General features: G+C 43.3%; 20 protein-coding genes, 1 tRNA gene and 1 pseudogene. 10 read left to right on the plus strand and 12 right to left on the minus strand.

Features of this window, described 5'->3' with window-relative positions; all coding sequences use genetic code 11:
* Positions 1-59: 59 nt before the first annotated feature.
* Entirely contained in the window at positions 60-659 is a 600-nt protein-coding gene (locus KW060_RS09815) for a peroxiredoxin (protein WP_249034649.1), read from the plus strand.
* 80 nt (positions 660-739) lie between these two features.
* On the opposite strand, the gene KW060_RS09820 is transcribed toward KW060_RS09815, so the two are convergent.
* A complete protein-coding gene (locus tag KW060_RS09820; protein ID WP_249034650.1) occupies positions 740-1984 on the minus strand; it encodes a dicarboxylate/amino acid:cation symporter in 1245 nt (414 codons plus the stop codon).
* A gap of 166 nt (positions 1985-2150) precedes the next feature.
* Between KW060_RS09820 and KW060_RS09825 the strand changes: the two genes are divergently transcribed.
* A tRNA-Arg gene (locus KW060_RS09825) sits at positions 2151-2227 on the plus strand.
* A 173-nt stretch (positions 2228-2400) separates the two neighbouring features.
* On the opposite strand, the gene KW060_RS09830 is transcribed toward KW060_RS09825, so the two are convergent.
* The 5 genes and pseudogenes from KW060_RS09830 to KW060_RS09850 all read right to left on the minus strand — a co-directional run bounded on the left by KW060_RS09830 (position 2401) and on the right by KW060_RS09850 (position 6685).
* Positions 2401-2982, minus strand: coding sequence for a hypothetical protein (locus tag KW060_RS09830; RefSeq protein WP_249034651.1), 582 nt, complete (start codon positions 2980-2982; stop codon positions 2401-2403).
* 24 nt (positions 2983-3006) lie between these two features.
* Positions 3007-3687 (minus strand): HupE/UreJ family protein, encoded by a 681-nt coding sequence (locus tag KW060_RS09835; protein ID WP_420833187.1) that lies wholly within the window; start codon positions 3685-3687, stop codon positions 3007-3009.
* Between the two features lie 145 nt (positions 3688-3832).
* Positions 3833-4267, minus strand: a complete 435-nt coding sequence (locus KW060_RS09840; RefSeq protein ID WP_249034653.1) for a hypothetical protein — start codon at positions 4265-4267, stop codon at positions 3833-3835.
* Between the two features lie 47 nt (positions 4268-4314).
* Positions 4315-6192, minus strand: a pseudogene (locus tag KW060_RS09845) (efflux RND transporter permease subunit); the annotation flags it as partial.
* Complete coding sequence (locus KW060_RS09850) at positions 6182-6685, minus strand: carboxymuconolactone decarboxylase family protein (RefSeq protein WP_249034654.1); 504 nt, start codon at positions 6683-6685, stop codon at positions 6182-6184. The gene KW060_RS09850 and the pseudogene KW060_RS09845, both read right to left, overlap by 11 nt.
* Positions 6686-6807: 122 nt before the next feature.
* Between KW060_RS09850 and KW060_RS09855 the strand changes: the two genes are divergently transcribed.
* Positions 6808-7707 carry a LysR family transcriptional regulator gene (locus KW060_RS09855; protein WP_249034655.1) on the plus strand — a complete coding sequence of 300 codons (900 nt, stop codon included), beginning with the start codon at positions 6808-6810 and terminating at the stop codon, positions 7705-7707.
* 61 nt (positions 7708-7768) lie between these two features.
* Here the strand turns inward: KW060_RS09855 and KW060_RS09860 are convergent, their stop codons facing one another.
* Together KW060_RS09860 and KW060_RS09865 are read right to left on the minus strand one after the other, a co-directional pair.
* The gene (locus KW060_RS09860; protein ID WP_249034656.1) at positions 7769-8566 is read right to left on the minus strand and encodes a class I SAM-dependent methyltransferase; all 798 of its coding nucleotides are present in this window, start codon (positions 8564-8566) and stop codon (positions 7769-7771) included.
* A gap of 57 nt (positions 8567-8623) precedes the next feature.
* The gene (locus KW060_RS09865) at positions 8624-9868 is read right to left on the minus strand and encodes a M20 family metallopeptidase (RefSeq protein WP_249034657.1); all 1245 of its coding nucleotides are present in this window, start codon (positions 9866-9868) and stop codon (positions 8624-8626) included.
* Positions 9869-10034: 166 nt separating this feature from the next.
* On the opposite strand from KW060_RS09865, the gene KW060_RS09870 reads away from it, so the two are divergent.
* Both KW060_RS09870 and KW060_RS09875 read left to right on the plus strand, forming a co-directional pair.
* Positions 10035-11606 carry an ATP-binding protein gene (locus KW060_RS09870; RefSeq protein WP_249034658.1) on the plus strand — a complete coding sequence of 524 codons (1572 nt, stop codon included), beginning with the start codon at positions 10035-10037 and terminating at the stop codon, positions 11604-11606.
* A gap of 2 nt (positions 11607-11608) precedes the next feature.
* Positions 11609-11959, plus strand: a complete 351-nt coding sequence (locus KW060_RS09875; RefSeq protein WP_249034659.1) for a response regulator — start codon at positions 11609-11611, stop codon at positions 11957-11959.
* Between the two features lie 6 nt (positions 11960-11965).
* Here KW060_RS09875 and KW060_RS09880 read toward each other — a convergent pair whose 3' ends face one another.
* Positions 11966-13960: an NAD(P)-binding protein gene (locus tag KW060_RS09880; protein ID WP_274757243.1), complete on the minus strand. Its 1995-nt coding sequence runs from the start codon at positions 13958-13960 to the stop codon at positions 11966-11968.
* 152 nt (positions 13961-14112) lie between these two features.
* Here KW060_RS09880 and KW060_RS09885 point away from each other — a divergent pair, with 152 nt between their 5' ends.
* On the plus strand, positions 14113-14949 hold the full coding sequence (locus KW060_RS09885; RefSeq protein ID WP_249034660.1) for an alpha/beta hydrolase: 837 nt from the start codon (positions 14113-14115) through the stop codon (positions 14947-14949).
* 3 nt (positions 14950-14952) lie between these two features.
* Here KW060_RS09885 and KW060_RS09890 read toward each other — a convergent pair whose 3' ends face one another.
* Genes KW060_RS09890 through KW060_RS09900 form a run of 3 tightly spaced genes read right to left on the minus strand, consistent with a single transcriptional unit; the run spans position 14953 to position 17901 of the window.
* Positions 14953-16149 (minus strand): OprO/OprP family phosphate-selective porin, encoded by a 1197-nt coding sequence (locus KW060_RS09890; protein WP_249034661.1) that lies wholly within the window; start codon positions 16147-16149, stop codon positions 14953-14955.
* Between the two features lie 13 nt (positions 16150-16162).
* Positions 16163-17122: a DUF6282 family protein gene (locus KW060_RS09895; RefSeq protein WP_249034662.1), complete on the minus strand. Its 960-nt coding sequence runs from the start codon at positions 17120-17122 to the stop codon at positions 16163-16165.
* Between the two features lie 11 nt (positions 17123-17133).
* On the minus strand, positions 17134-17901 hold the full coding sequence (locus KW060_RS09900) for an HpcH/HpaI aldolase family protein (RefSeq protein ID WP_249034663.1): 768 nt from the start codon (positions 17899-17901) through the stop codon (positions 17134-17136).
* An 85-nt stretch (positions 17902-17986) separates the two neighbouring features.
* Between KW060_RS09900 and KW060_RS09905 the strand changes: the two genes are divergently transcribed.
* Genes KW060_RS09905 through KW060_RS09920 form a run of 4 tightly spaced genes read left to right on the plus strand, consistent with a single transcriptional unit; the run spans position 17987 to position 21987 of the window.
* Positions 17987-19030, plus strand: a complete 1044-nt coding sequence (locus KW060_RS09905) for a tRNA-dihydrouridine synthase (protein WP_249034664.1) — start codon at positions 17987-17989, stop codon at positions 19028-19030.
* A 14-nt stretch (positions 19031-19044) separates the two neighbouring features.
* A complete protein-coding gene (locus KW060_RS09910; protein WP_249034665.1) occupies positions 19045-19380 on the plus strand; it encodes a cupin domain-containing protein in 336 nt (111 codons plus the stop codon).
* Between the two features lie 5 nt (positions 19381-19385).
* Positions 19386-20489 (plus strand): histidinol-phosphate transaminase, encoded by a 1104-nt coding sequence (gene hisC / locus KW060_RS09915; RefSeq protein WP_249034666.1) that lies wholly within the window; start codon positions 19386-19388, stop codon positions 20487-20489.
* Position 20490: 1 nt separating this feature from the next.
* Complete coding sequence (locus KW060_RS09920) at positions 20491-21987, plus strand: aldehyde dehydrogenase (protein ID WP_249034667.1); 1497 nt, start codon at positions 20491-20493, stop codon at positions 21985-21987.
* Positions 21988-22104 lie beyond the last annotated feature (117 nt).

Below are 22104 nucleotides of genomic sequence, written 5' to 3' on the forward strand. Positions count from 1 at the left end.
CTAATCATTATTTTTAAAACTTTCCAACTAAATTACATTTTCATTCAGGAGAAAATAAAATGTCACTTATCGGTCAAAGAGCACCGGATTTCACTGCTCAAACAGTCATGGAAAATGACGAAATTAAAGAAATCAATCTACATGAATATCTGGATGGCGACTACGGCCTAGTTTTCTTCTATCCACTTGACTTCACATTTGTATGTCCATCTGAAATTCTTGCGTTCTCAAACCGCATGGACAAATTTAAAGAACTTGGTTGTAAAGTTCTTGGCGTTAGTGTCGACAGTCAATTCTCTCACTATGCATGGCGTAACACAGATGTAAACAAGGGCGGTATTGGTTCTATCAATTTCCCACTTGTTGCTGACCTTACAAAGAAAATCGCAACTGATTATGGCGTACTTATCGATGGTGCTGGTGTTGCGCTTCGTGGTTCATTCCTAATCGATAAAGCGGGTAATATCCGTCACTATGTGATCAATGACCTGCCACTTGGTCGTAACGTTGACGAAAGCGTTCGTATGGTTGAAGCACTTCAATTCCATGAAGCACACGGCGAAGTTTGCCCTGCTGGTTGGAACAAAGGTGACGATGGCATGACACCAAACGCAGACGGTGTTGCGAGCTATCTTGAAAGTCACGCTGACGAGCTTTAATTCTTACTGAATTAAGAACTGATAAAAGAAAAGCCCGCTTTGAACAAGCGGGCTTTTTTAATGGATTAATTTAAATCCTATTAGATATTCGGATCGCGTCTGAACTCATCCAGGTCAATCTCATCTTCCCATTTGGCAACTGCGGTACATACGGCAAGGTCACCGGTTACATTCACCGTTGTACGACACATATCAAGTGGACGATCAAACGGAAGTAAGAAACCAACAACTAATGCTGTTTGATCAGCAGAAATACCCATCACACTTAATACACCCGCCAACAGGAACAAGCTCGCTGATGGAACAGCTGCTGTACCAATTGAAGCAATCGTCGTGGTAAGCGCGATTAGACCATAATCGACTAAACTCAGTTCAATACCGAATGACTGCGCAACAAACACGGCCACCGTTCCTACATAAATACCGGTACCGTCCATGTTTATAGTCGCGCCTAGCGGGATTACAGATGAAGCAACAGGTGGCTTAATACCAAGGTTATCCTCAGCCACAGCAATTGTTACAGGCATTGTCGCGCTACTTGATGATGTGGAAAAGGCCACCAGTTGTGCGTCAATAATATCTTTAAAGAAACGAATAGCAGGAAGCCCAAGAACAAATCGAATTAAACTACCGTGCATAATCACGACGTGGAGTATACAACCCGCAATAATGGTACCCGCGAGTGGGAAAATATCCAATAACGTTTCAGCACCGCGCGTTCCGGCGACAGCCGCAATCAATGCGAAAACGCCGAATGGTGCCACTTCCATAATGATATGGGTAATTTTAAGCACAACTTCAGACGCACTTTCCATTAAATCTGCAACAGGTTTTGCTTTTTCACCAGCAAGCATAATACCGATACCAAACATAATCGCGAAAAAGATAACAGCCAGAATATCACCTTCAGCAAGGGCCATTACAGGGTTCGCAGGGATAATATTCATTAATTGGGTGCTTAATGGGACCGGGTCCGCCGTCTGCATTGGTTCACCGCCAGTGATTGAAACGCCGACACCTGGCTGGATAACTGCAGCCAACGTTAAACCAATAAAAATAGCAACTGCAGTGGTACCCATATACAGACCTAATGTCTTAATACCAATTGAACCAAGTTTCTTGGGGCTCCCCATTGAAACAACACCAGATACGAGAGTAACAAAAATTAGAGGCACAACAATCATTCTGATTAATTTTACAAATAAATCCCCAATCCATTTGATGTTGGCGGCCATTTCCCCAAGTAAAGTCCCCGCAATAACCCCAAGTATAAGCGCAAGTACAATACGCTTCCAAAGCTTCATTTCAAACCAGGCTTTTACCATTTTTGATATTCCCTACCTCTTTAAGAATTTTTGATTATATTTTTGTTAAAGGATGACTATATAGCAGCATATCCAATTCTAAAAGATTTTTTATAAGGCATGATAAAAACGTGATTGCCAATGATATCAATATAAACTAGTCTGCGCCCGACGATAAAAAATCCGCGCACCCGTAGCTCAGCTGGATAGAGCGCTGCCCTCCGAAGGCAGAGGCCGTGAGTTCGAATCTCGCCGGGTGCGCCAGTAACTTATTGATATACAAAAATAAAAACAACTTACCTTATTCCATATCTATATAAAAAGACAGTCAGCAAGCAAATAGCAATCACTCTACAAAATTTGAACAATACACTTTTAATTACAAAGTGAGGTGTAGAGTTAATTGTTCAACTAACTTCTACACCTCTATGATTATGTTATTTTACACCAGTGATTTTATAAGTGCCTTTTGTACTTAATATCACCTTTAAGTCACCATCACTTTCGTTTCTGAAATACCAGCCATGTGAACCGGTAAATGGTGCTGTAAATGTACCTAGGGCACTTCTTCCTGTGCTGTCAGCAAAGCTTTCGTAAAATCCAGTGGTGTCGCCTTCTGGCTCACCATGGAAATCGTAATAAATTTCGCCTTCTTCAACGGCCCATTCGAAAATCATTCTGTCGCCTTTATTCATATCAAACTTATATTCAAGTTGACCGCCTAATGGCACGTCGATTGTGGCAACATCTTTTTTCATGTTGGTAAATTCGTCTGTGCGTTCATCACCAACGGTGCCACTTGCGATAATATTGGCGGCACTTGATCCAGAATTTTTAATCTCACCCATGGATTTTAATCCCAAGGCACTGCCGACACCTGTAGGGTCAACACCATATTCAGACGGCAGCACGACTGTTACAGCAAGCACACCCGCCACGGCAGCGGCAATGATAGTTGATTTAATAAGTTTTTCACTCGATGGAAGCTCAGCTTCTGTTGGTATATTAGAGTTATACATATTTTTTTCCTTTAAGAATTAGTTTTAAGCGACGAAATAACCAGTGATCTGATACCACATAAGGAGAAATCCTAGCATCATGACAAAGGCATTCACTGTGTAAGCATTTTTGATGAAACTGTTTGTTTTGCGCCAATATGAAATAGCGATCAAAATAACAGCTAGGGCAAGAATCTGCCCAATTTCCACACCGATATTAAAGAAGATCAAGTTTGGAAGTAAACCGTCCGGTGATAGTTCATAATCTTGGATTTTGGTCGCAAGGCCGTAACCATGGAACAATCCGAAAACCAGCGTCGCTATTTTTGTATTTGGTTGGTAATTGAACCAACGTTGAAACGCACCCATATTATCAAGGGACTTGTAAACAACGGAAAATCCAATAATTGCATCAATGATATAAGCACTAACACTTATTTCCATTAATACGCCGCTTAAAAGCGTAACAATGTGACCAACAGCAAAAATCGTGACATAAATGGTCACGTCTTTTAACTTATATAAAAAGAAAATAACGCCAAACAGAAACAATAGATGATCATAACCAGTCATCATATGTTTAGCGCCAAGGTAAATAAAGGGAATGGGAGCTACACCCGATATTGTCTGTACATAATTTTTATCACCTTCCGTGATACCATGGGCGAATACATCGCCAGTCATACCGACAAAGATTGCCAGAATGGATAACAGCAAAAATAACATTGAATGTTTATTTGCCTTAAAAGAGTTAATCATTTTAACCTCATTTAAATTTTTTGTTGTCGTCGAACCAATTGATATGTGTGTTCATAATGATTTGGACGACATAAGTTCTGAATTTAAGTTAGTTTATTATTTTGACTTGTATTTAAATCCGAAATCTCTGCGTAAACATATATGTTTTTCTGTTTTTTACAGAATTACTGAAAATTAAATCCCACGCCCGGTATCTGTAGCCATCCTCAAAGGGATATATTTGAATGAAGAAGGAAAGAGAAAAGAAAAAATTCTCTATCGCAGGGTATTGATTATAAGAAATTAATCTTGCTTGATTATTCTGAACCTGCTGGCCATTTTTCAGCAACAAATCGTTGAGATAATCAGATGCCTCATAATGTAATGCGTAATGATCTTCCGGCTCATTCAGATGCTGTTGTTCATGCTCATGATAACTTGCATGATCAGTAACTTTTTCATGTTCATAATAATTATGCAATGCGTAGAGAACGTCATGCGAGTACCATGATGAAAACAGCGGTACTATCATCGACAAAATCAAAATGAATATATTTAATTTTCGCATTTCGTTCTCTAAATTAATTTTATGCAAAGTATTCCGTTTACTGGCGTTTAGTCATCCTTATTCCCAAAGAAACTATAAAGCACAGGAAGCACAATCAGCGTAAGAAAGGTTGAAGAAATAATGCCGCCAATCACCACTGTCGCCAAAGGTCTTTGAACTTCACTACCGATGCCAACATTGATTGCCATCGGAACAAATCCAAGACTTGCCACTAGTGCAGTCATAAGAACTGGCCTTAATCTGGCAAGGGCACCTTCTTTAATCGCTTCAATATGTGGCTTTCCTTTTTCTATCAGTGATTTGATAAATGAAATCATTACCACCCCGTTAAGCACCGCAACACCGGAAAGGGCAATAAAGCCAACGGCAGCTGATATAGAAAACGGAATGTCCCTTAACCAAAGAGCAGCAATACCACCCGTTAATGCAAATGGAATTCCTGTTGAAATGATTAAAACATCCCTTGATGATCCAAATAGCGCATATAAGAGCCCTAAAATAAGCAGAAGTGCTGCTGGAACCACAAGTTTCAATCGATTACTTGCGGATATTAATTGCTCAAATGTGCCGCCATATGTCACCCAATAACCTGCTGGAATTTCAACTTCCGCAGATACGGTGTTCTGGATTTCCTGAACAAAGCTACCAAGATCACGGTCCCTGACATTCGCGGTAATAACAATGCGGCGTTTGCCGTTTTCACGGCTAACTTGATTGGCACCAATGGTCATTTCAAGTGAAGCAACCTCAGAAAGAGGAACCGTTGAAATCACGTCTTCTGACTGGATCAAATTATCACCTGGCAACGGAATAGGTAATTTTTCAAGTACTTCGATATTTTCACGAATTTCTTCCGGCAATTTAATCACAATTGAAAAACGCCTGTCACCTTCGAATATTTGTCCAGTCTCTTTCCCGCCAATTGCTGCGGAGACAACATCCTGAACATCTTGTACGGTTAATCCGTACCTTGCAAGCAATGGACGATTTGGAATAACCGATAAAACAGGAAGACCAGTAATTTGTTCAACCTGAATATCCGCGGCTCCCGAAATAGTGCTCATGACTGCTTCGATTTCTTGTGCAGTCGCAAGTAAGATTTCCTGATCATCACCAAAGACCTTTACCGCAAGGTCGGCCCTTACGCCGGATAATAGTTCATTAAACCGCATTTCAATTGGTTGAGTAAATTCATAATTATTACCCGGATAAATCGATACAGCTTCCTGCAATTCATTAATGAATGCGGATTTTGGTTTGCTTGGGTCTGGCCAATCATCCCTGTCTTTTAAAATAATGAACGTATCCGCCACGTTAGGTGGCATTGGGTCTGTTGCAATATCCGCTGTACCAAGTTTACTGACGACCTTGTCCACTTCCGGCAGTTCACGTATGCGGCTTTCTAGAGATAGCTGCATATCAATGGCCTGACTTAAGCTAGTTCCTGGAATACGAAGCGCATGCATAGCAACATCGCCTTCATCAAGCGCGGGGGCGAACTCTGCTCCCATTTTTGATGCAACATAACCACTTAAAAACAGCAAGGATAAAGCAACGCCAATAACCAAGATGCGTACTTTCATCACCATATTCAAAAGCGGCGCGTACAAGTTCTTTGCACCTCTAATGACAAGGCTTTCTTTTTCGCTGATTTTTCCGCGAACAAAAGTTGCCACTGCTGCTGGTACAAAGCTGATTGATAAAATCAGTGCACTTAAAATAGCAAGAACAACAGTAAATGCCATTGGATGGAACATTTTTCCTTCAACGCCACTTAATGCGAAAATTGGAACATAAACAAACGCAATGATGAATACGCCAAACATACTTGGGCGTACTACCTCGCTTGTGGCGGAAGCAACAATTTCAAACCGTTCATCACGCTTTAAAAGTCGGCCTAATTTCTTTTGCTGTTCAGCAAGCCTGCTTACCCAGAATATTGGTAAGTACGTTCATTCCCACGTGTGTAATGACTTCAACGATTTCTGCTTCGGAATAACCCGCATTTCTCATTTCAAGCAGCTCTGATGTTGTGACCTCGCCATTATGTTCCGCGAGTGACTTGGCAAATTTCACCGCAATCGCGGCTTTTGCATCCTGGCTTGTGCCAGCGCGGTTTGCGTCCATTTCCGCGCCTGTTAGGCCCGCCTTACGGCCAATAGCTGTATGCGCTGATACACAATATTCACAAGCATTCTGTTCCGCGAGAGCAAGAGCGATGCGTTCCTTTGTCATAAGATCCAGTTCACCTGCATCCGCGATTGAATGAAGACCAAGAAAGGCTGTTAAAGCTGCCGGGCTATTTGCGAAGATGCGAAGGAAATTTGGCACCATACCAAGTTGCCCTTGAATGGCATCAAACAATTCTTGTTGTTCTGGATTTGCTGTTTCTGTTGTTACTAAATTAATTCTGCTCATTGTTACGTTCCTTTCGTTTGTTAAGCATGTTTGTTGTCGATGAAAAGAAAATAACAATTGCAATAAATTAAAAGAATATAGATAATATGAAAAAGTTTATTTCAAAAAATGGAATAATATAAATGGATAATTTGCGTTTAATGAACATCTTTTCCGTGGTAGCAGAAAGCAATGGATTTGCCGCCGCAGCAAGACGGCTTGCCATGTCACCGCCAAGCGTTACTCGCGCCGTATCGGAACTGGAAAATGAACTCGGCGCAAAATTATTTCACCGCACCACCAGAACTGTACGGTTAACTGAAATCGGTGAAAATTATTTACAGGACGTAAGAAGAATTATTGATGATGTTAACGCGGCCAATGCCGCGGTCACCGGATTACGCGCCGCACCCGTTGGGGGAATGTCGGTTACGGCCCCCGTGTTATTCGGGCAAATGTATATTGCCCCCACCATCAGTAAATATTTAAAAAAATGGCCCGACACCCAAATACACGCATTATTCCTTGATCGGGTCGTCAATATGTTAGAGGAAGGAATGGATGTCGCCGTCAGGATCGGCCATTTACCGGATTCAAACATGCGAGCGGTTAGAGTGGGACAGGTCCGCGTGATTACCTGCGCATCACCAAAGTATCTTGAAAAACATGGTATCCCTAATCACCCGCGTGAACTAACGGATCATCAAACTATTTCGTCACTTGCGCTGAACCCCACGCCAAAATGGCGATTTTGCATTGATGGTAAGGATCGGTACGTAAACGTCAAACCACGCTTGACTAGCACATCAAATGGCGGGGCCATTTCTGCGGCCTGTTCCGGGCTTGGCATTACAAGATTGATATCATATCAAGTGGCGCCAGATCTTACGAAAGGATCATTAAAAACAGTACTTGAAGAATTTGAATTACCAAAATTACCCATTCACATCCTTCACCGCGAAGAGCAAGGCGGCAGCGCCAAAATTCGTGAATTCATCGATATGTTAAAAACCGATTTACGCGCAAATCCGAATATTAATTGATATAAAAAAAGAAGAGGGCTAAACCCTCTTCTTCAATAAAATTAATTTTTGAATTGTGCAATTAATGCATCGGTTTTGCGAATTTCAGTGTGTAACGATCACTTTCACCGATTGCTTTTAATCCGTTTTGAATTTCTTCCAGATTATTTTCATCAAGTCCATTTTTTGAAAGCACAGGTGGTAGGTTCCACACACCACCCGGATGATCTTTCGGATCTTTTGGATTAGCATTAATTTGCGATGTCCCCAGATAAATAAAGCCGATCGCTTCAGCATCCTTAATCATACAAGGTTCACATGTATATCCATTACCGTCACCCGCATCATTACTACGGTGATCCACCATGCCTAAAATGCCACCTGGTTTCAGTGTTTTATAAAAAGCACGTAATTTTTCAAATTCACTTCTGCCGGTCCAGTTATGGTAATTTCTAAAGGATAGAACCATGTCTGCTGAATTTTCTTCACCGTAAACTGATCCGGAAAGCGGCACCATCGTTACATTACCGTATAATTCTGGGTTTGCAGCAAGGCGTGCTTGTTCACGTTTATATCCGTCTGTTCCTTCATCGGAAGTCGCACTAACATATTTACCGTTTCGGTTTAAGTAAGGCGCTAATACTTCTTGATACCAGCCACCGCCAGGTGCGATTTCAACAACGGTCATATTATCTTTAATGCCAAAAAAGTTCAGTGTTTCAACCGGATTACGGTATTTATCGCGTGCCTTATTTGCTTCTGATCTGTGATCACCTGCCAAAACCTCTTCAAGCGATTGAGCATGCGTCACAGAAAACATGTTTAATGAAATGGCTGCTACACTGATTAATTTTACGATACGTCCTAATTTATAAGTCATTTTGGGTCCCCTAATATTTGACTTTGGAATTATGCATTCATTATTAAATACATTAATTTAATTTGCAACCGCATTACCAATTGTAACGGCGGTTAAAAATACATTCTTGGCGGTACGCTGCATAACGGTAATATCTGCCCATTCTTCCGGATAGCCTCGCCTGCCGCCGCGGGAACTGGAAATACCAATGGATAATGTGCCGCCGGCAATGGAAACATTCAAATTCGCAGAACCAGCATTTGACATACGCGGGTCATTGCCAAGGTAATTTGAAATAGCACGCGATGTTTGCACCAGCGAACTTTCAAGTGCACCATCAATTTGCCCCGGTGGCGTATCGGATACAACCTCCATTTCAAATTTAATACCTAATTCCCATGTCACATCATCCAGAATTTTACGCACCTTTTCTTCCATACTTTGAATATGTTCAAGATCAAGCGAACGTACATCCAATGAGAACCAACCATGCTCCGGTTTATGGTTAAACACCGAACCACTATTTAACACGGCGACATTCAACCGTGTGCGGCGATCATTATAAATCTGTGGTTCCGGAATTTGCAGAATTCGGTCAACGGCACGGGCGATGCCTTGGTTCAAATTTGGTGTGCCGCCATTTAGAGTATGACCGGACGGGCCATATGCATGAATTTTCCACCAGTGAATACCGAGCGCGCCATAACTGATGCTGCTCCCTTCACCCAAAACATCAACAAAACCAATGGCCTGATCCTTATATTCAGCATATAAATGCTTCATTCCTCTAAGGCCGGTTTCTTCCTCTGCAACACCCGCAAAAACAATATCATGTTCAGGTGTAAACCCATTATCGATTAATGCTTTCGCCGCAGATAAAAGCGACACGGTGGTTAATGATGTGTTGGTACCCGGTCCAACAACAAGATCGCCATCAATCACGGGTGGCTTACCGGATGCTCTTTGATTTTCCGCAACAGTTGCCAGATCATCCAACGTCGCAACAAAAACCAATGCTTTACCGGAACGCCCCGGAATGCGACCAATCACATTTGGCGCATCATTCACCCGCACATCACTAAGGCCGATTTTTCGCATTTCTTCTGCGACTGCGGCTGCGCGGTCATGTTCAGCGCCCGATGGGGAAATAATACCGCCGATTTTCACCAGCAAATTTGCCGTTTCAAGACGGGTGTCATCAATGTCCTTTAATCCCTTTTGCACAGCATCATCTGCCACCGCATGTTCAAGACTTCTTTCAGCGGCCCACGTAACAGTCACAGACATAATAAACATCAACACTATTTTGAATAATTTGAACATTTCTATTTCTCCCGCTTATATTCCAGTTATGGTTTTTATTTGAAGTTATAAGGTGTATTATGTATATAGAATAACGTTTAGAAGTAAAATTTATAAAAAGTACAAACAATATTTCTTAAAATCTGCACCTTAGAAATATTAGGGTATATTCTATGAAGGGGAATTCATGGAACAGGTTCATAAAGATCAAATAGTGCACCGCATGATAACGTATCTGATCGTTGGGATCGGGTTTTCATTATTTTATGTTGCCTTGCGCGGCAACCCATGGATGGGAAATAGTGAACTTCATGTGATTATGGAAGTAGCGGCAACATTGCTAGCTTTCTTCGTTGGCACATTGGCGCTTGTGACCTATTACTCCAAAAAAAATAGCACAATCCTATTCATCGGCGCAGGCTTTCTTGGCACCGCTTTCCTCGATGGTTTTCACGGCATCGTGACATCCAGTTTCTTTGCCCCGTTTATGCCGTCTGATAATACATCACTTATCCCATGGAGCTGGATTGCATCCAGAAGTTTTCTGTCGATTTACCTGTTCTTAAGTGTACTCGCGTGGCAGCGCGAAACAAAAACTGATAATGCAAATCCGGTTAGTGAAAAAACGGTCTATATTACGTCCATAACATTAACATTATTATGCTTTTTAATATTTGCATTTATTCCGCTGGCACCTGGATATTTTTCCCAATTTATATTCCATAGACCAGAAGAATATATCCCTGCGTTCTTCTTCGCACTTTCCATTATTGGCTATATTAAAAAAGGGCACTGGAAAGAAAATGTTTTTGAATTTTATCTGATTTTATCGTTGATTGTCGGGTTTATCAGTCAAGCGATCTATATGCCTTATTCCGCATTTGTCTACGATATTGAATTTGATATGGCGCATGTCCTTAAAATCACAAGCTATGCTTTGGTTTTAACAGGACTGCTCATAAACATGTATGAAATTTATCAAAAGGTGGAAGTGGCCAATAAAGCAAAAACCGAATTTTTAAATATCATGTCCCATGAATTAAGAACGCCGCTGACAGTGATTTTGGGATACACACCGATCCTGACGCACCCTGAAAAATTACCTGCAACCAAAAAATTGCTCACGGCACTCGAGGAAAAAGAAATCAGCCACGAGGGTGTTACCATTTTGCTGCAAAATGCATTATCGGAATTTTCAAAATATTGCGGCAAGATGGATTCATCAGGCAAACAATTAATGTCTCTGATTAATGACATGCTGGACTTATCCAAAATCGAAGCCAACATGTTGATTATCGAACCAGCAAAGATCAATACCAAACCGATTTTCAAATCCATTGCAAAACAATTTGAAAAAAGTATTTCAGATAAAGGGCTGACCTTAAACATCAACAGTGAAGATGAAAAAATATTTGTGGATGAACGACGCCTTATCCAAATTTTGATCAATTTAGTCAGCAATGCGATTAAGTTTACCGAAAAAGGCGTTATTGAAATTTCGACAATCCCGACCGGTGATTTTGTTGAATTTAGAGTAACCGACACCGGCTGCGGCATCAGTAAAGAAGATCTGGGCCGTGTTTTTGAACAATTCACCCAAGCCGATAATACATCAACCCGTAATATTGGTGGCAGCGGGCTTGGACTAACCATTACAAAGCGTCTTGTTGAAATGCACGGCGGAAAAATATCAGTTTCAAGTATTCTTGGACAGGGTACGACATTTACGTTTACAATACCCCGGGTAAAGAAAGGATAATTATGGCAACAATATTACTTGTCGATGATGACGATGACATTCGTGAACTGGTGATCTTGCGATTGGAAATTGCCGGATATGATGTGGACTTTGCCGTGAACGGGAAAATTGGCATGGATAAGGCTTTAAAGCAATCCTATGACCTGATTTTAATGGATATGCACATGCCGGTAATGGACGGCCATGAGTCCATAAGACAGTTAAGGCAAATGGGTTACACAGGCAAAATCGTCGGCCTTACCGCATCCGCGATGGTCAATGATACACAAAAGGCCATTATTTCCGGCTGTGACGATGTGATTTGTAAACCGATCACCGAAGAATTCGAAGAACAAGTCGCCAGTTATCTTTAACTCAGATTAATCAGCACTCATTAAATATTGATCCGCAAGTACTTCTCTCACCGCGCGATGCGCCTGATCAATGGCCGCATCAGTAAATGGGCTTGCATCCGCATCGGAATTTGCCACCGACAGACGGCCAAGTTGTTTCCTTGCAATCACACATGGTCTGTCGTCGGTCGCAAACATAGCCCAGTGGTATGGTTCCGTGATCGTGTCATAGGCATAAGCATTCCCGTGCGGCCATCGGTTAACCGTAATCGCGGCAATATCACGGGCCGCATCAAAACCACCATCACCAAGCATACGTTGCAATTGTTCACGGATGTTACGTTCAAATGTTTCAAATGGCGTGTTTAAAAGATCATAACGACCAAGGCGTAATTGATCACGACGAAGTTCACCCGGCGCATTGGGCGCACGGTGCATTTTCACAATCACCGGTTCATCCATTGTCCGTGGTGATACATAATCCCCCACGCGTAACGGGTAATGCAGACTGGATGTGGTGTGATATAACCCCGGTGATGAAATCGCACTTAGCCCGAGTTTTTCAAACGCCTTACCATCACGAAGTAATACATTGGTATAAACGCGCGGCGCCTTAATACCATAAAGCATGGCTTCTTTTTGCTCTTCGGAATAATCATTACAGATATACGGAATAACATTATGCCAGCAGGCAAAAATAACATTCTTTGATTTTACCCGTTTGCCCTGCCCGCCCTGCATATAATCAATGGTGACATCCTTTGCATTTTCAGGATCACCATTATGAGCCACATTGATCGCAGTACTATTAAGGCGCAATCTTGTGTTGCTACCCGCGACATCCAGTTTCGAATAATCCACTTTGGCGGTGAATATATCATCAAGCGTTTCCCCCGGAATTGCGTCCGGTATCATTTTACGGACCGTCATGCGGGTGATGGTTGCGTTACCATCGGGGAAATAAATGCTGTCTTCTTCATATTCGTGTTCACGGCCATGCTGTGATCCGCCGATATGATGCATAGGACTGATTTTTTCCGTGGGTTTAAGGTTCAAATGTTTAAATCCCGGATTACCACCCAGTTCCCAACAAAAAAGCGCAGGAACCTGTTCCGCGCCCATATAAAATCTGAAATGTAACCCTGGCGCAAATAACGGCAAAACTCGTTCATCAATGCCAAGTTCCTTTGTGACATAATCCGCATATGTCATGCCGGCGAGTTTCTTTTTCTTTTCTTCGTCACTTAGTCCAACAAATGATGGGGCCACCACATCTTCGCTGTATAGTTTTTGAAAAGCCGCTTTTAAATCATCATCGATCGGGGCATTTTCAAAAAACTCTTCCCAACCCCCACGTGCACGACGATTACGTTTCACTAGACCGTTTTTACCGCCAAATGTTTCTTCGGCGAAATATGTTGCGCCGCCAAGCCCGCGTTCGGTGCGGTGCTCACGTATCATTGCGCGTGTTTTTTCATGATATTCTTTTGTATCAATACCGATTTCACGTAAAAACCCCATCGCAACCGGGCTATAATTGCTTGGCTGTTCGATATTAAGTGTCCCGCCATTCACAATGATATTACGGCTATCAAGGTTATATTCATTGCGTTTGGCATGACCGCCGAAATCATCATGATTTTCAAGGATTAAAACTTTTTTATCCGGTCCCGCGCTTTCACGGTAAAACCATGCCGCCGCAAGACCGCTTATGCCGCCACCAACGACAACAAGGTCATATTCTTCGCCCGTATCAACCGCGCTAAATTCATCGCCGTCACGCACCAAATGTGCCGTTTCAAATGAACCATCATGGCTGCCACGCATGCCGTCTTTATTCGGGGGATAATAATCCGCGTCCATCTGTCCGCCACGCGGGTCATCAAACGCTTGCATCGCTTTCGCCAACGAAGGACACAGAATGGCACCCGTAACAGCAATGCTTGCACCACTTAAAAAATCGCGGCGCAGGATTTTACGGTTCATTCCCAGTTCTTTATCGGTGAAATTCTTCTTTGTCATTGTGACCCCTATATTTTATGCATTTTTTCAAGGCTAGCACACAGGGTAATATTATAACAATGATTATTTTTTGATATAAAACCCATATTCATACTTGCCTAGAATGCTTAGCAATTTATATTTACCCATCATTATTAAGACAGGAATTAACCGTGATTATTCGTTCAATGTGGCTATTATGTGTTCTGATTTTCAGCATCCAGTTTACACATGCAGAGATCAGAAACATTTCCTTAAAAAGCGAAATTTTCAACAATGAACGAATGCTGCGCGTTTATCTGCCGGATGGTTATGATGAAAATCGTGATGCGCCCTATCCGGTCCTTTATATGAATGATGGTCAGAATTTATATTCCGCAAGTGACAGCATGACCGGCAAAGAATGGAATATGGATGAAACGCTGGACGCATTAATCGGCCACGGCGATATTCCGCCGATGATTGTGGTTGGGATTGATACCCCATCATACGCGGACCGTGGCAATGAATATTTGCCGTGGCCCGATAAATACTTAAACCCACCCATCCCGGAACCAATGGGAAAATCATATCCCGATTTTCTGGAAAAAGAAGTCATCCCACATGTTGAACAACAATTTAACGTGGGAAAAACACCCGATGACCGCGCCCTTGGTGGATCATCATATGGCGGTTTAATCACCATGTATACGGCCGTCAATAAAGAACTTTTTTCAAGTTATCTGATCGAAAGCCCGTCATTTTATGTAAAAAATCGCGCCATAATCCGTGAACTGCGCCGAAAGGATGTATTTGGCGACAAATTATACATCGGCATTGGCACACATGAGGGGTTAGCAAGCTGCGAATTTGAAGGAAACAATGAAGCCGTCGATGACATGCGCCGCGCCGTTGAAACAATGGACGGTGATTTTGAACTTTTCGATGTGGTTGAAGAATGCGGCTTTCATTCGGAAACCGCATGGTCAAGACGGCTACCCACCGCCCTGATCAGTTTATTTGGTAATTAAACACTACCAATCAATATTAAAACGCATCCCCATAACATCAGCGTTATTTTTGTGACCAAGGAAATCGCGGTCTTTTACCACTGTATGTCCATATTCCATGATCGCACGCATGAAGCGTGTCATATACCATGTGACGCTTGCGATATAATTTGTCTGTTCACCGCCAAGCGCCGTTTTATCATTCAAATCAAGGACATCATAACGCGCAGAAACCATCCACAGGCCCTTACCACCACTGCCAAGGGGACTTGCCACTTGCGGACGGCCCCAAGCGCCAGATTTAATATTCATCGGGCGTTCTTCACCCGTCAGAATATATCCAACTTCTGCATATCCGCCGGAAAGCTTTGCGTTTGTGCCAACATCAATCGCGTCTTTTGCGTTCAAATGATAATATTCTGCCGTCGCGAACAGACTTCCCTGTGTTAAGGCAGATTCAAGCGTATATAGATTATCTTTGGTCGCCTGACTTGCAAAGCTGCTCACAGTCATAGATTGCCTAGTGATGGCCTTGGATTTATAGGTAAGCGCGCCTTCATCATTTCTGTTGCGGTATCTGGCGGATGATGCAAGCATCCATTTACCCGCGCCAACTTTACCGCCAACGGAACCGCGAACAGATCCGATAAACCCTTCATTTTCAGCGGCTGTAAATTTATATCCACCTTGAAACAGCCCAAGGGTAAGCCCCCAATTATCACTTCCCGTCGCGAATATGGCACCCATGGCACGGCCAAAACCGAATGCAAATCGTGATGCGCTTCGTTCCATCAATGTTGTCTGGCTTAATGGTGTCATAAAATCAATTGTATGTGGCACCCTGATATTACCAACGGTCACATTCCAATCTTTATCCGTGTACCGAACAAGCGCATCCCGTACGACAACAGTATCCGTTGAAAGATCCGCTTCGAATTTAAAGGAAACGTTATTGTTTACCTTTGCATCAATACCAAACCATCCAGCGCGCAATTTTGTACCTGAAAAATTATTATCAGGGTTATCATCGCTGCCCGCGCTATAATCCAACATCATACGGCCACGAATGTTATATTCACGCATTCCATCCGCCGATTTTACTGGCGGAACCGGATCAGAATTTAAAAATGCAATTGAATTATCCTGTGCATGCGAACTTGACACAACGAAAAAAGCTGACAGCGCAGTCGCGCCCACCAAAACAGATTTTAACGTATACATATTATTTTACTTACTAAAGCCCCATTAAGCGGGCGGCATTGCCACCAACCATTTTTTTAATATCGTCGTGGGAATATCCGATATCAAGACAGGTTGCAATAACGTTTTTAAACCCTTCTACCGGGGTTGGGTTGCCGACCTGTCCCAGATCAGAGCCAAGAATGGTTCGGTCAACGGTTCCCGCCTTAATCAGTTTGTCCAGATTTTCTGGCGTATAAAAATGAAACTTTGATCCCGGTACAAACATACACATACTATGTTCCAGAAAGGCACCCATTTTCACCAGTTCACCCATTTCTTCGTAAGTGGCATCAATCAGATATGATGGATGATTAACGAGCAGCTTTTTAACGCCGCGCTTTTTCGCCTCTTCAAACAGTGGGAAAATTTCCGTAATGTGTAAATGCCCGCCGGAAAGAACAATGTCAGCTTCCGCGATCATATCAAGGATAAATTTAACCTCATCAATCAGGTTGCCGTTATCATCCAGCACCGAAAGCTCAATCGGGGCCAGCATCTTTTCTTTGGTGGTTGGGAATTTCTTTTCGAAATCCTTATCCGATTTATGATGATCAATATGGTTTTTCGATGAAAATGTTGGCATCCACACAAGTTTCGCACCCAGTTTAATGCCATGATCCACCGCAAATCGGTTTATACCACCTGTGGAATTGTTAAGCGGCACACCGGATAACATTTCAACATTTAATTCACCGAAATGGCGCATCAATAATTCCGTCACGGGCGTCGCGGAATAATAATGGTCCTTAATCAGGATTGCACGAAGGCCTGCCTCTGCCCCTTCTTTCATCACTTCGATATGATCGATACAGCGTGGCATTACGCTTGGCCCGCTATGGCAATGAAGGTCGATCGCCCCTTCTAATAATTCAGAAAGCAGCGCATCGTCATATTTTGCGGCTGGTGATTGTTCAGTGGTTGAATTAATCCTGTCAGGGATATTTTTAATCATGTTTACTTCTCTTAATAAAATTCGTCTTTTAAATTCTGAATGCCGGATTGGATCAGGTTATGTTCTGACCCCAGCGCGAACATGGTCACCCCCAGTTCACGAAGCATGTCTTTTTCATGTGTTTTTGCATATGCGGAAATGCGTTTCCCCGCTTTCCTTGCCACATTACACACGTGCCTTACCGCATCCATAACCACTTCATCGGTGGGCGATGATGCGCCGTAACCGACGGTTAAATCCATGCGGCCAAGGAAAATACAGTCAATTTCTTTCTCTTTCACGATGTCTTCAATGTTGTTGACGGCTTCTACGTCTTCGATCTGTGCGATGATGACGGTTTCACTATCTGCCTGATCAATATATTCATTCATTGGTTTTGTACTGTATCCACCCGCACGCTGCGTTCCGGCGAAACCGCGGTTTCCGTTACGGTAACGGCCGCCGCCTGCAATTTCGGCTGCCTTTTCTGCGGTGGCCACATGGGGCACGATCACCCCTGTCGCCCCACAATCAAGTGGCCACAGCATGCCAGTCGCCGTATTTTGTTGAATACGCACAAACATCGGCATGTCTGTTGCCTTTCCTGCAAGTAAACAAGCATCAAGGCCCCCAAGATCGAATGGGCTGTGTTCCTGATCGATCACAAGGAAATCCAGTTCCGAATTGCCCATGACTTCCACCATGGAATGATGCGGTGTTTTCACAAAACAGCCGATGAGTTCTTCCCCAGCCAGCATGCGGCTGCGAAATTCAGATTGTCGCGTCATTAATTCTGTCATTTTGCCCTATTTGCTACATTTGTCTTGATATTTGGAACAGAGTATCAATAATTGAGAAATTGTCAAAATGAATATAGGGAATTTCATGAACAAATTCGCCATCAAAATTGGTGACACTCTGCTTAAAAATCCGCTGATTTGTGGGTCTGGTGAGCATTTCATTGAACTTTCCGGAATGGAACGCGCCTTAAAAGCGGGCGCGGCAGCGGTGGTGATTAAATCCACCAACGAATCTGATGCGGCGAAAGAACAGCTTGAAAAAACCGATTACGCCCTGATTGACAGTGATTTCAACAAGATTAACTGGGATCATAATCCGCCACGGGGCGCGAGCCTTTTTAACCGATCTGGCCTTCACCCATTACCATTTGATGAATGGCTTGACCTTGCAATTAAGGCCGACGAACTTGCCAAAACATATGATGCTTACGCGGTGGCGAGCCTGATCCCCGCAGACATCGACAATTTGATCCACATGGCAAAAGAGGTCGAAAAAGCAGGCATCAGAATACTTGAGGTCAACGTCGGCGCGCCGCATGGGAAAGAAGCCGCAAAGGGCGCAATCCTGCTTGAACAGGAAGCGGATCATATCCGTGAGATAACAGAAAAATTACGTGCGGCTGTTGATATGCCATTATGGATAAAGCTTGCGGGACAAAGCCCCGAAGTTCCTGCCATGGCAGAGGCGGCAATGAAGGCTGGCGCGGACACAGTCACCTTAATGGGGCGATATATGGGCTTTATTCCCGATATTGAGACCGGTGAACCGATCCTTGGCACCCATGCGGCCATTGGCGGATCATGGGCATTACCGCTTACCGCGCATCATTTGGTAAAAACCCGTGAACGCATTGGTAAAAATTATCCGGTTATGGCCACCAATGGCGCCCGTAACGGTAATGATATCATCCGGTTCATGATATCCGGTGCAAGTGCGGTGCAAATGACCAGTGCCATATTTACTGGTGGTTTTGAAGTAATCGAAAAATCATTAAAGCAGATAGAAGATTATCTGAATGAAAAGAACATGACGGCAAATGATTTGGTCGGCCTTGCTGCTGATAAGGTAAAAACATATGCTGAACAGCAAAATAATAAAGAATATTGGCGCGAATTTACGCCCGAATAATTAAAGGAAAAATTATGACGATACCTAATGTGAACTGGGATGATATGGAATGGAAAAAAATCCGTGACGGCGTTTATCAAAAGGCATTCACGGGTGAAGGGGCGACCCTTGCCATGCATAAGCTTGAACCACAGCACGAGCCAAAACCACATAAACATATTTACGAACAAATCGTTTATATCATGGGGGGTACCGTTGATTTCCACGTGGGCGATGAGGTTTTCCGCCTAACCAAGGGTGGAATGCTTGTGGTGCCACCAAATGTGATGCATCACGCCGTTGTGGTTGGTGACGAAGATGTTCTTAATTTGGATATCTTTACCCCGAAACGTCCGGAATTTTTCGAGTAATCAATATGACAGATAATAATTCACCAAAAATCAAGCCAAATGATTATGTGCAGGATTCACCACCACAAATCCAGCCACCCGCGAATACAAAAGGGCCGGACTTTAAAATCAGTCTTGCGTTTAACGAAAGTCCATATCCACCAAGCCCAAAAGCGGTTGAGGCTTATCACAATGCTGTAGGGATGTTGAACAGATACCCGAATTATTATTCGGCGGATGTAAGACAGGTTCTTGGTGAAAAATACGGCCTTGATGATACCAAGATCATGTGTGCGGCCGGGTCAGAACAAATTTTAAGCTATATCGCGCGCGCCTATATCGGCGAAGGCGATGAGGTTATCCACCCACGATATGGATTTATGGTTTACCGTTTTAACATCGCCATGCAAGGGGCAACGGCGGTAGCCATCCAACACGACGATGATTTCGTTATTCAGGTTGATAACATTTTAAATGCAGTGACCGATAAAACCCGTGTTGTTTTCTTTGATAATCCCGGCAACCCAACCGGCACATACGTCAAATATGACGAGGTCGTAAGATTACGCGAAGAATTACCGGATCATATTTTACTGGTTCTTGATGCGGCTTACGCGGAATTTGCTGATAAGGATGATTATGATTGTGGTTTCGATCTTGTTGATAAACATGAAAACGTCATCGTTACACGCACGCTTTCAAAACTTTACGGCTTAAGCGGCCTGCGGATTGGCTGGGCATATTCCACCAACGATATAATCAACACCATGATGCATTTAAAGGGCGGCTTTAACGTATCAAAGCCCGCGCAAATGGCGGGTGCTGCAGCCGTTCTTGATCAGGATTACGCAGATGAAACTTTAAAGAAATGCCAGAACGGCATAGCTTATCTGACAAATGAGCTACGCGCCATAGGACTAAAGGTCACGGATAGTGTTTGTAATTTCATTATGTTACATTTTGAAAGCCGCGATCAAATGAAAGCATGTGATACTTTTCTAAAAGAAAACGGTATCATGGTTGGCCCGCTTGGCGCATATGGCCTTGATCAAACATTGCGTATCACCGTTGGCACGGATGATGAAAACAAAGCCTTTATTGACACAATGAAAAATTTTATGGGGAAATAATATGGATCTGCCTGATTATAATGGCTGGAAAAAACTGGCCTCTGAACTTGAACATAAAACAAAGCCATTTATCGGCGGTGATTATGTGGATAGCGCCAGCGACAATATATACCAGACCATCAATCCGGCAACCGAACAGGTCACAGCGGAAATTTCCGCCTGTAACCGTGATGATGTTGATATGGCAGTGCGTTATGCACGTGCCGCCTTTAACAAGGGCACATGGTCCCGCATGGCCGCCCGTGACCGCGGTGCGGTTTTACAAAAATTGGCCGTTCTAGTTCATGAAAATGCTGATGAACTGGCATTAATGGAATGCATCAATGTGGGTAAGCCAATTATGGAAGCCCGCATGGCCGATATCAATCTGGCCAGTGCTGCATTAAAATGGTACGGCGAGGCCATCGATAAATTAACCGATGAAATCATCGCAACACCCGATAATGTGCGCGCCAGTATCACCCGTGAACCGATGGGCGTTGTTGGTGTGGTTGTGCCGTGGAATTTCCCACTGCTGATGGCATGCTGGAAAATTGCCCCTGCCCTTGCGGCCGGTAACAGCGTGGTTGTTAAACCATCCGAACAAACACCGCAATCGATCCTTAAACTGGCCGAACTTGCCATAAAAGCTGGCATGCCGGATGGTGTGTTTAATGTGGTGCCCGGAACGGGTATTGATGCCGGTGCGGCGCTTGGCCTTCATAACGATGTGGACTGTTTAACATTCACCGGGTCAACGACTGTTGGGAAAAAGTTCCTTGAATATTCCGGGCAAAGCAACATGAAATCCGTATGGCTTGAATGCGGTGGCAAAAACCCGAACATCGTTATGGCTGATTGTCCCGATATGGATAAGGCCGTCATGAATGCGGCCATGAATGTATTTTTTAACCAAGGGGAAATCTGCGCCGCTGCATCAAGATTACTTGTGGAAGAAAGCATTCGTGATGAATTTGTCGCCCGTGTTGCAGAAATCGGCAAAACACGTGTCCCCGGTGACCCGTTAAACCCGGAAACCAATCTTGGTGCCATTGTTGATAAAACACAATTCGACCGCATTAACGGCTATATCGCCAAGGGTAAAGAAGAAGGGGCAGATTTGGTCCTTGGCGGTGATACCGCAACCATTAATGACAGCGGATATTACATCAACCCGACCATATTCCAGAATGTAACCAATGATATGACCATCGCACGCGAGGAAATATTTGGCCCGGTCATTGCCGCGATCAGCTTTAAAGACATCGATGAAGCCATCGAAATAGCCAACGATAGCCCATATGGCCTCGCCGCGGGTATCTGGACATCAAACATTAACGTCGCCCACCGCGCCGCACGTGACATTCAAGCGGGCGCCGTATCCATCAACAGCTATAACAGCATCGACATTGCCTTGCCATTCGGCGGATACAAACAATCCGGTATCGGCGTCGATAAATCCATCCATGCTATTGAGAAATACACGAACATGAAATCAACTTGGCTTGAGCTGGATTAGTGGCAAGTAAATCTAAAGACACAATCAAGAAATTGTGATCCAAAACACCAAAGAAATCCTTGGTTTTTTGCCCCACACCCTTATAGTTACATTTAAAATTAATTCTTAATAGGGGTT

It is taken from the genome of Pseudemcibacter aquimaris (assembly GCF_028869115.1).
GTDB classification, from domain to species: Bacteria; Pseudomonadota; Alphaproteobacteria; order Sphingomonadales; family Emcibacteraceae; genus Pseudemcibacter; species Pseudemcibacter aquimaris.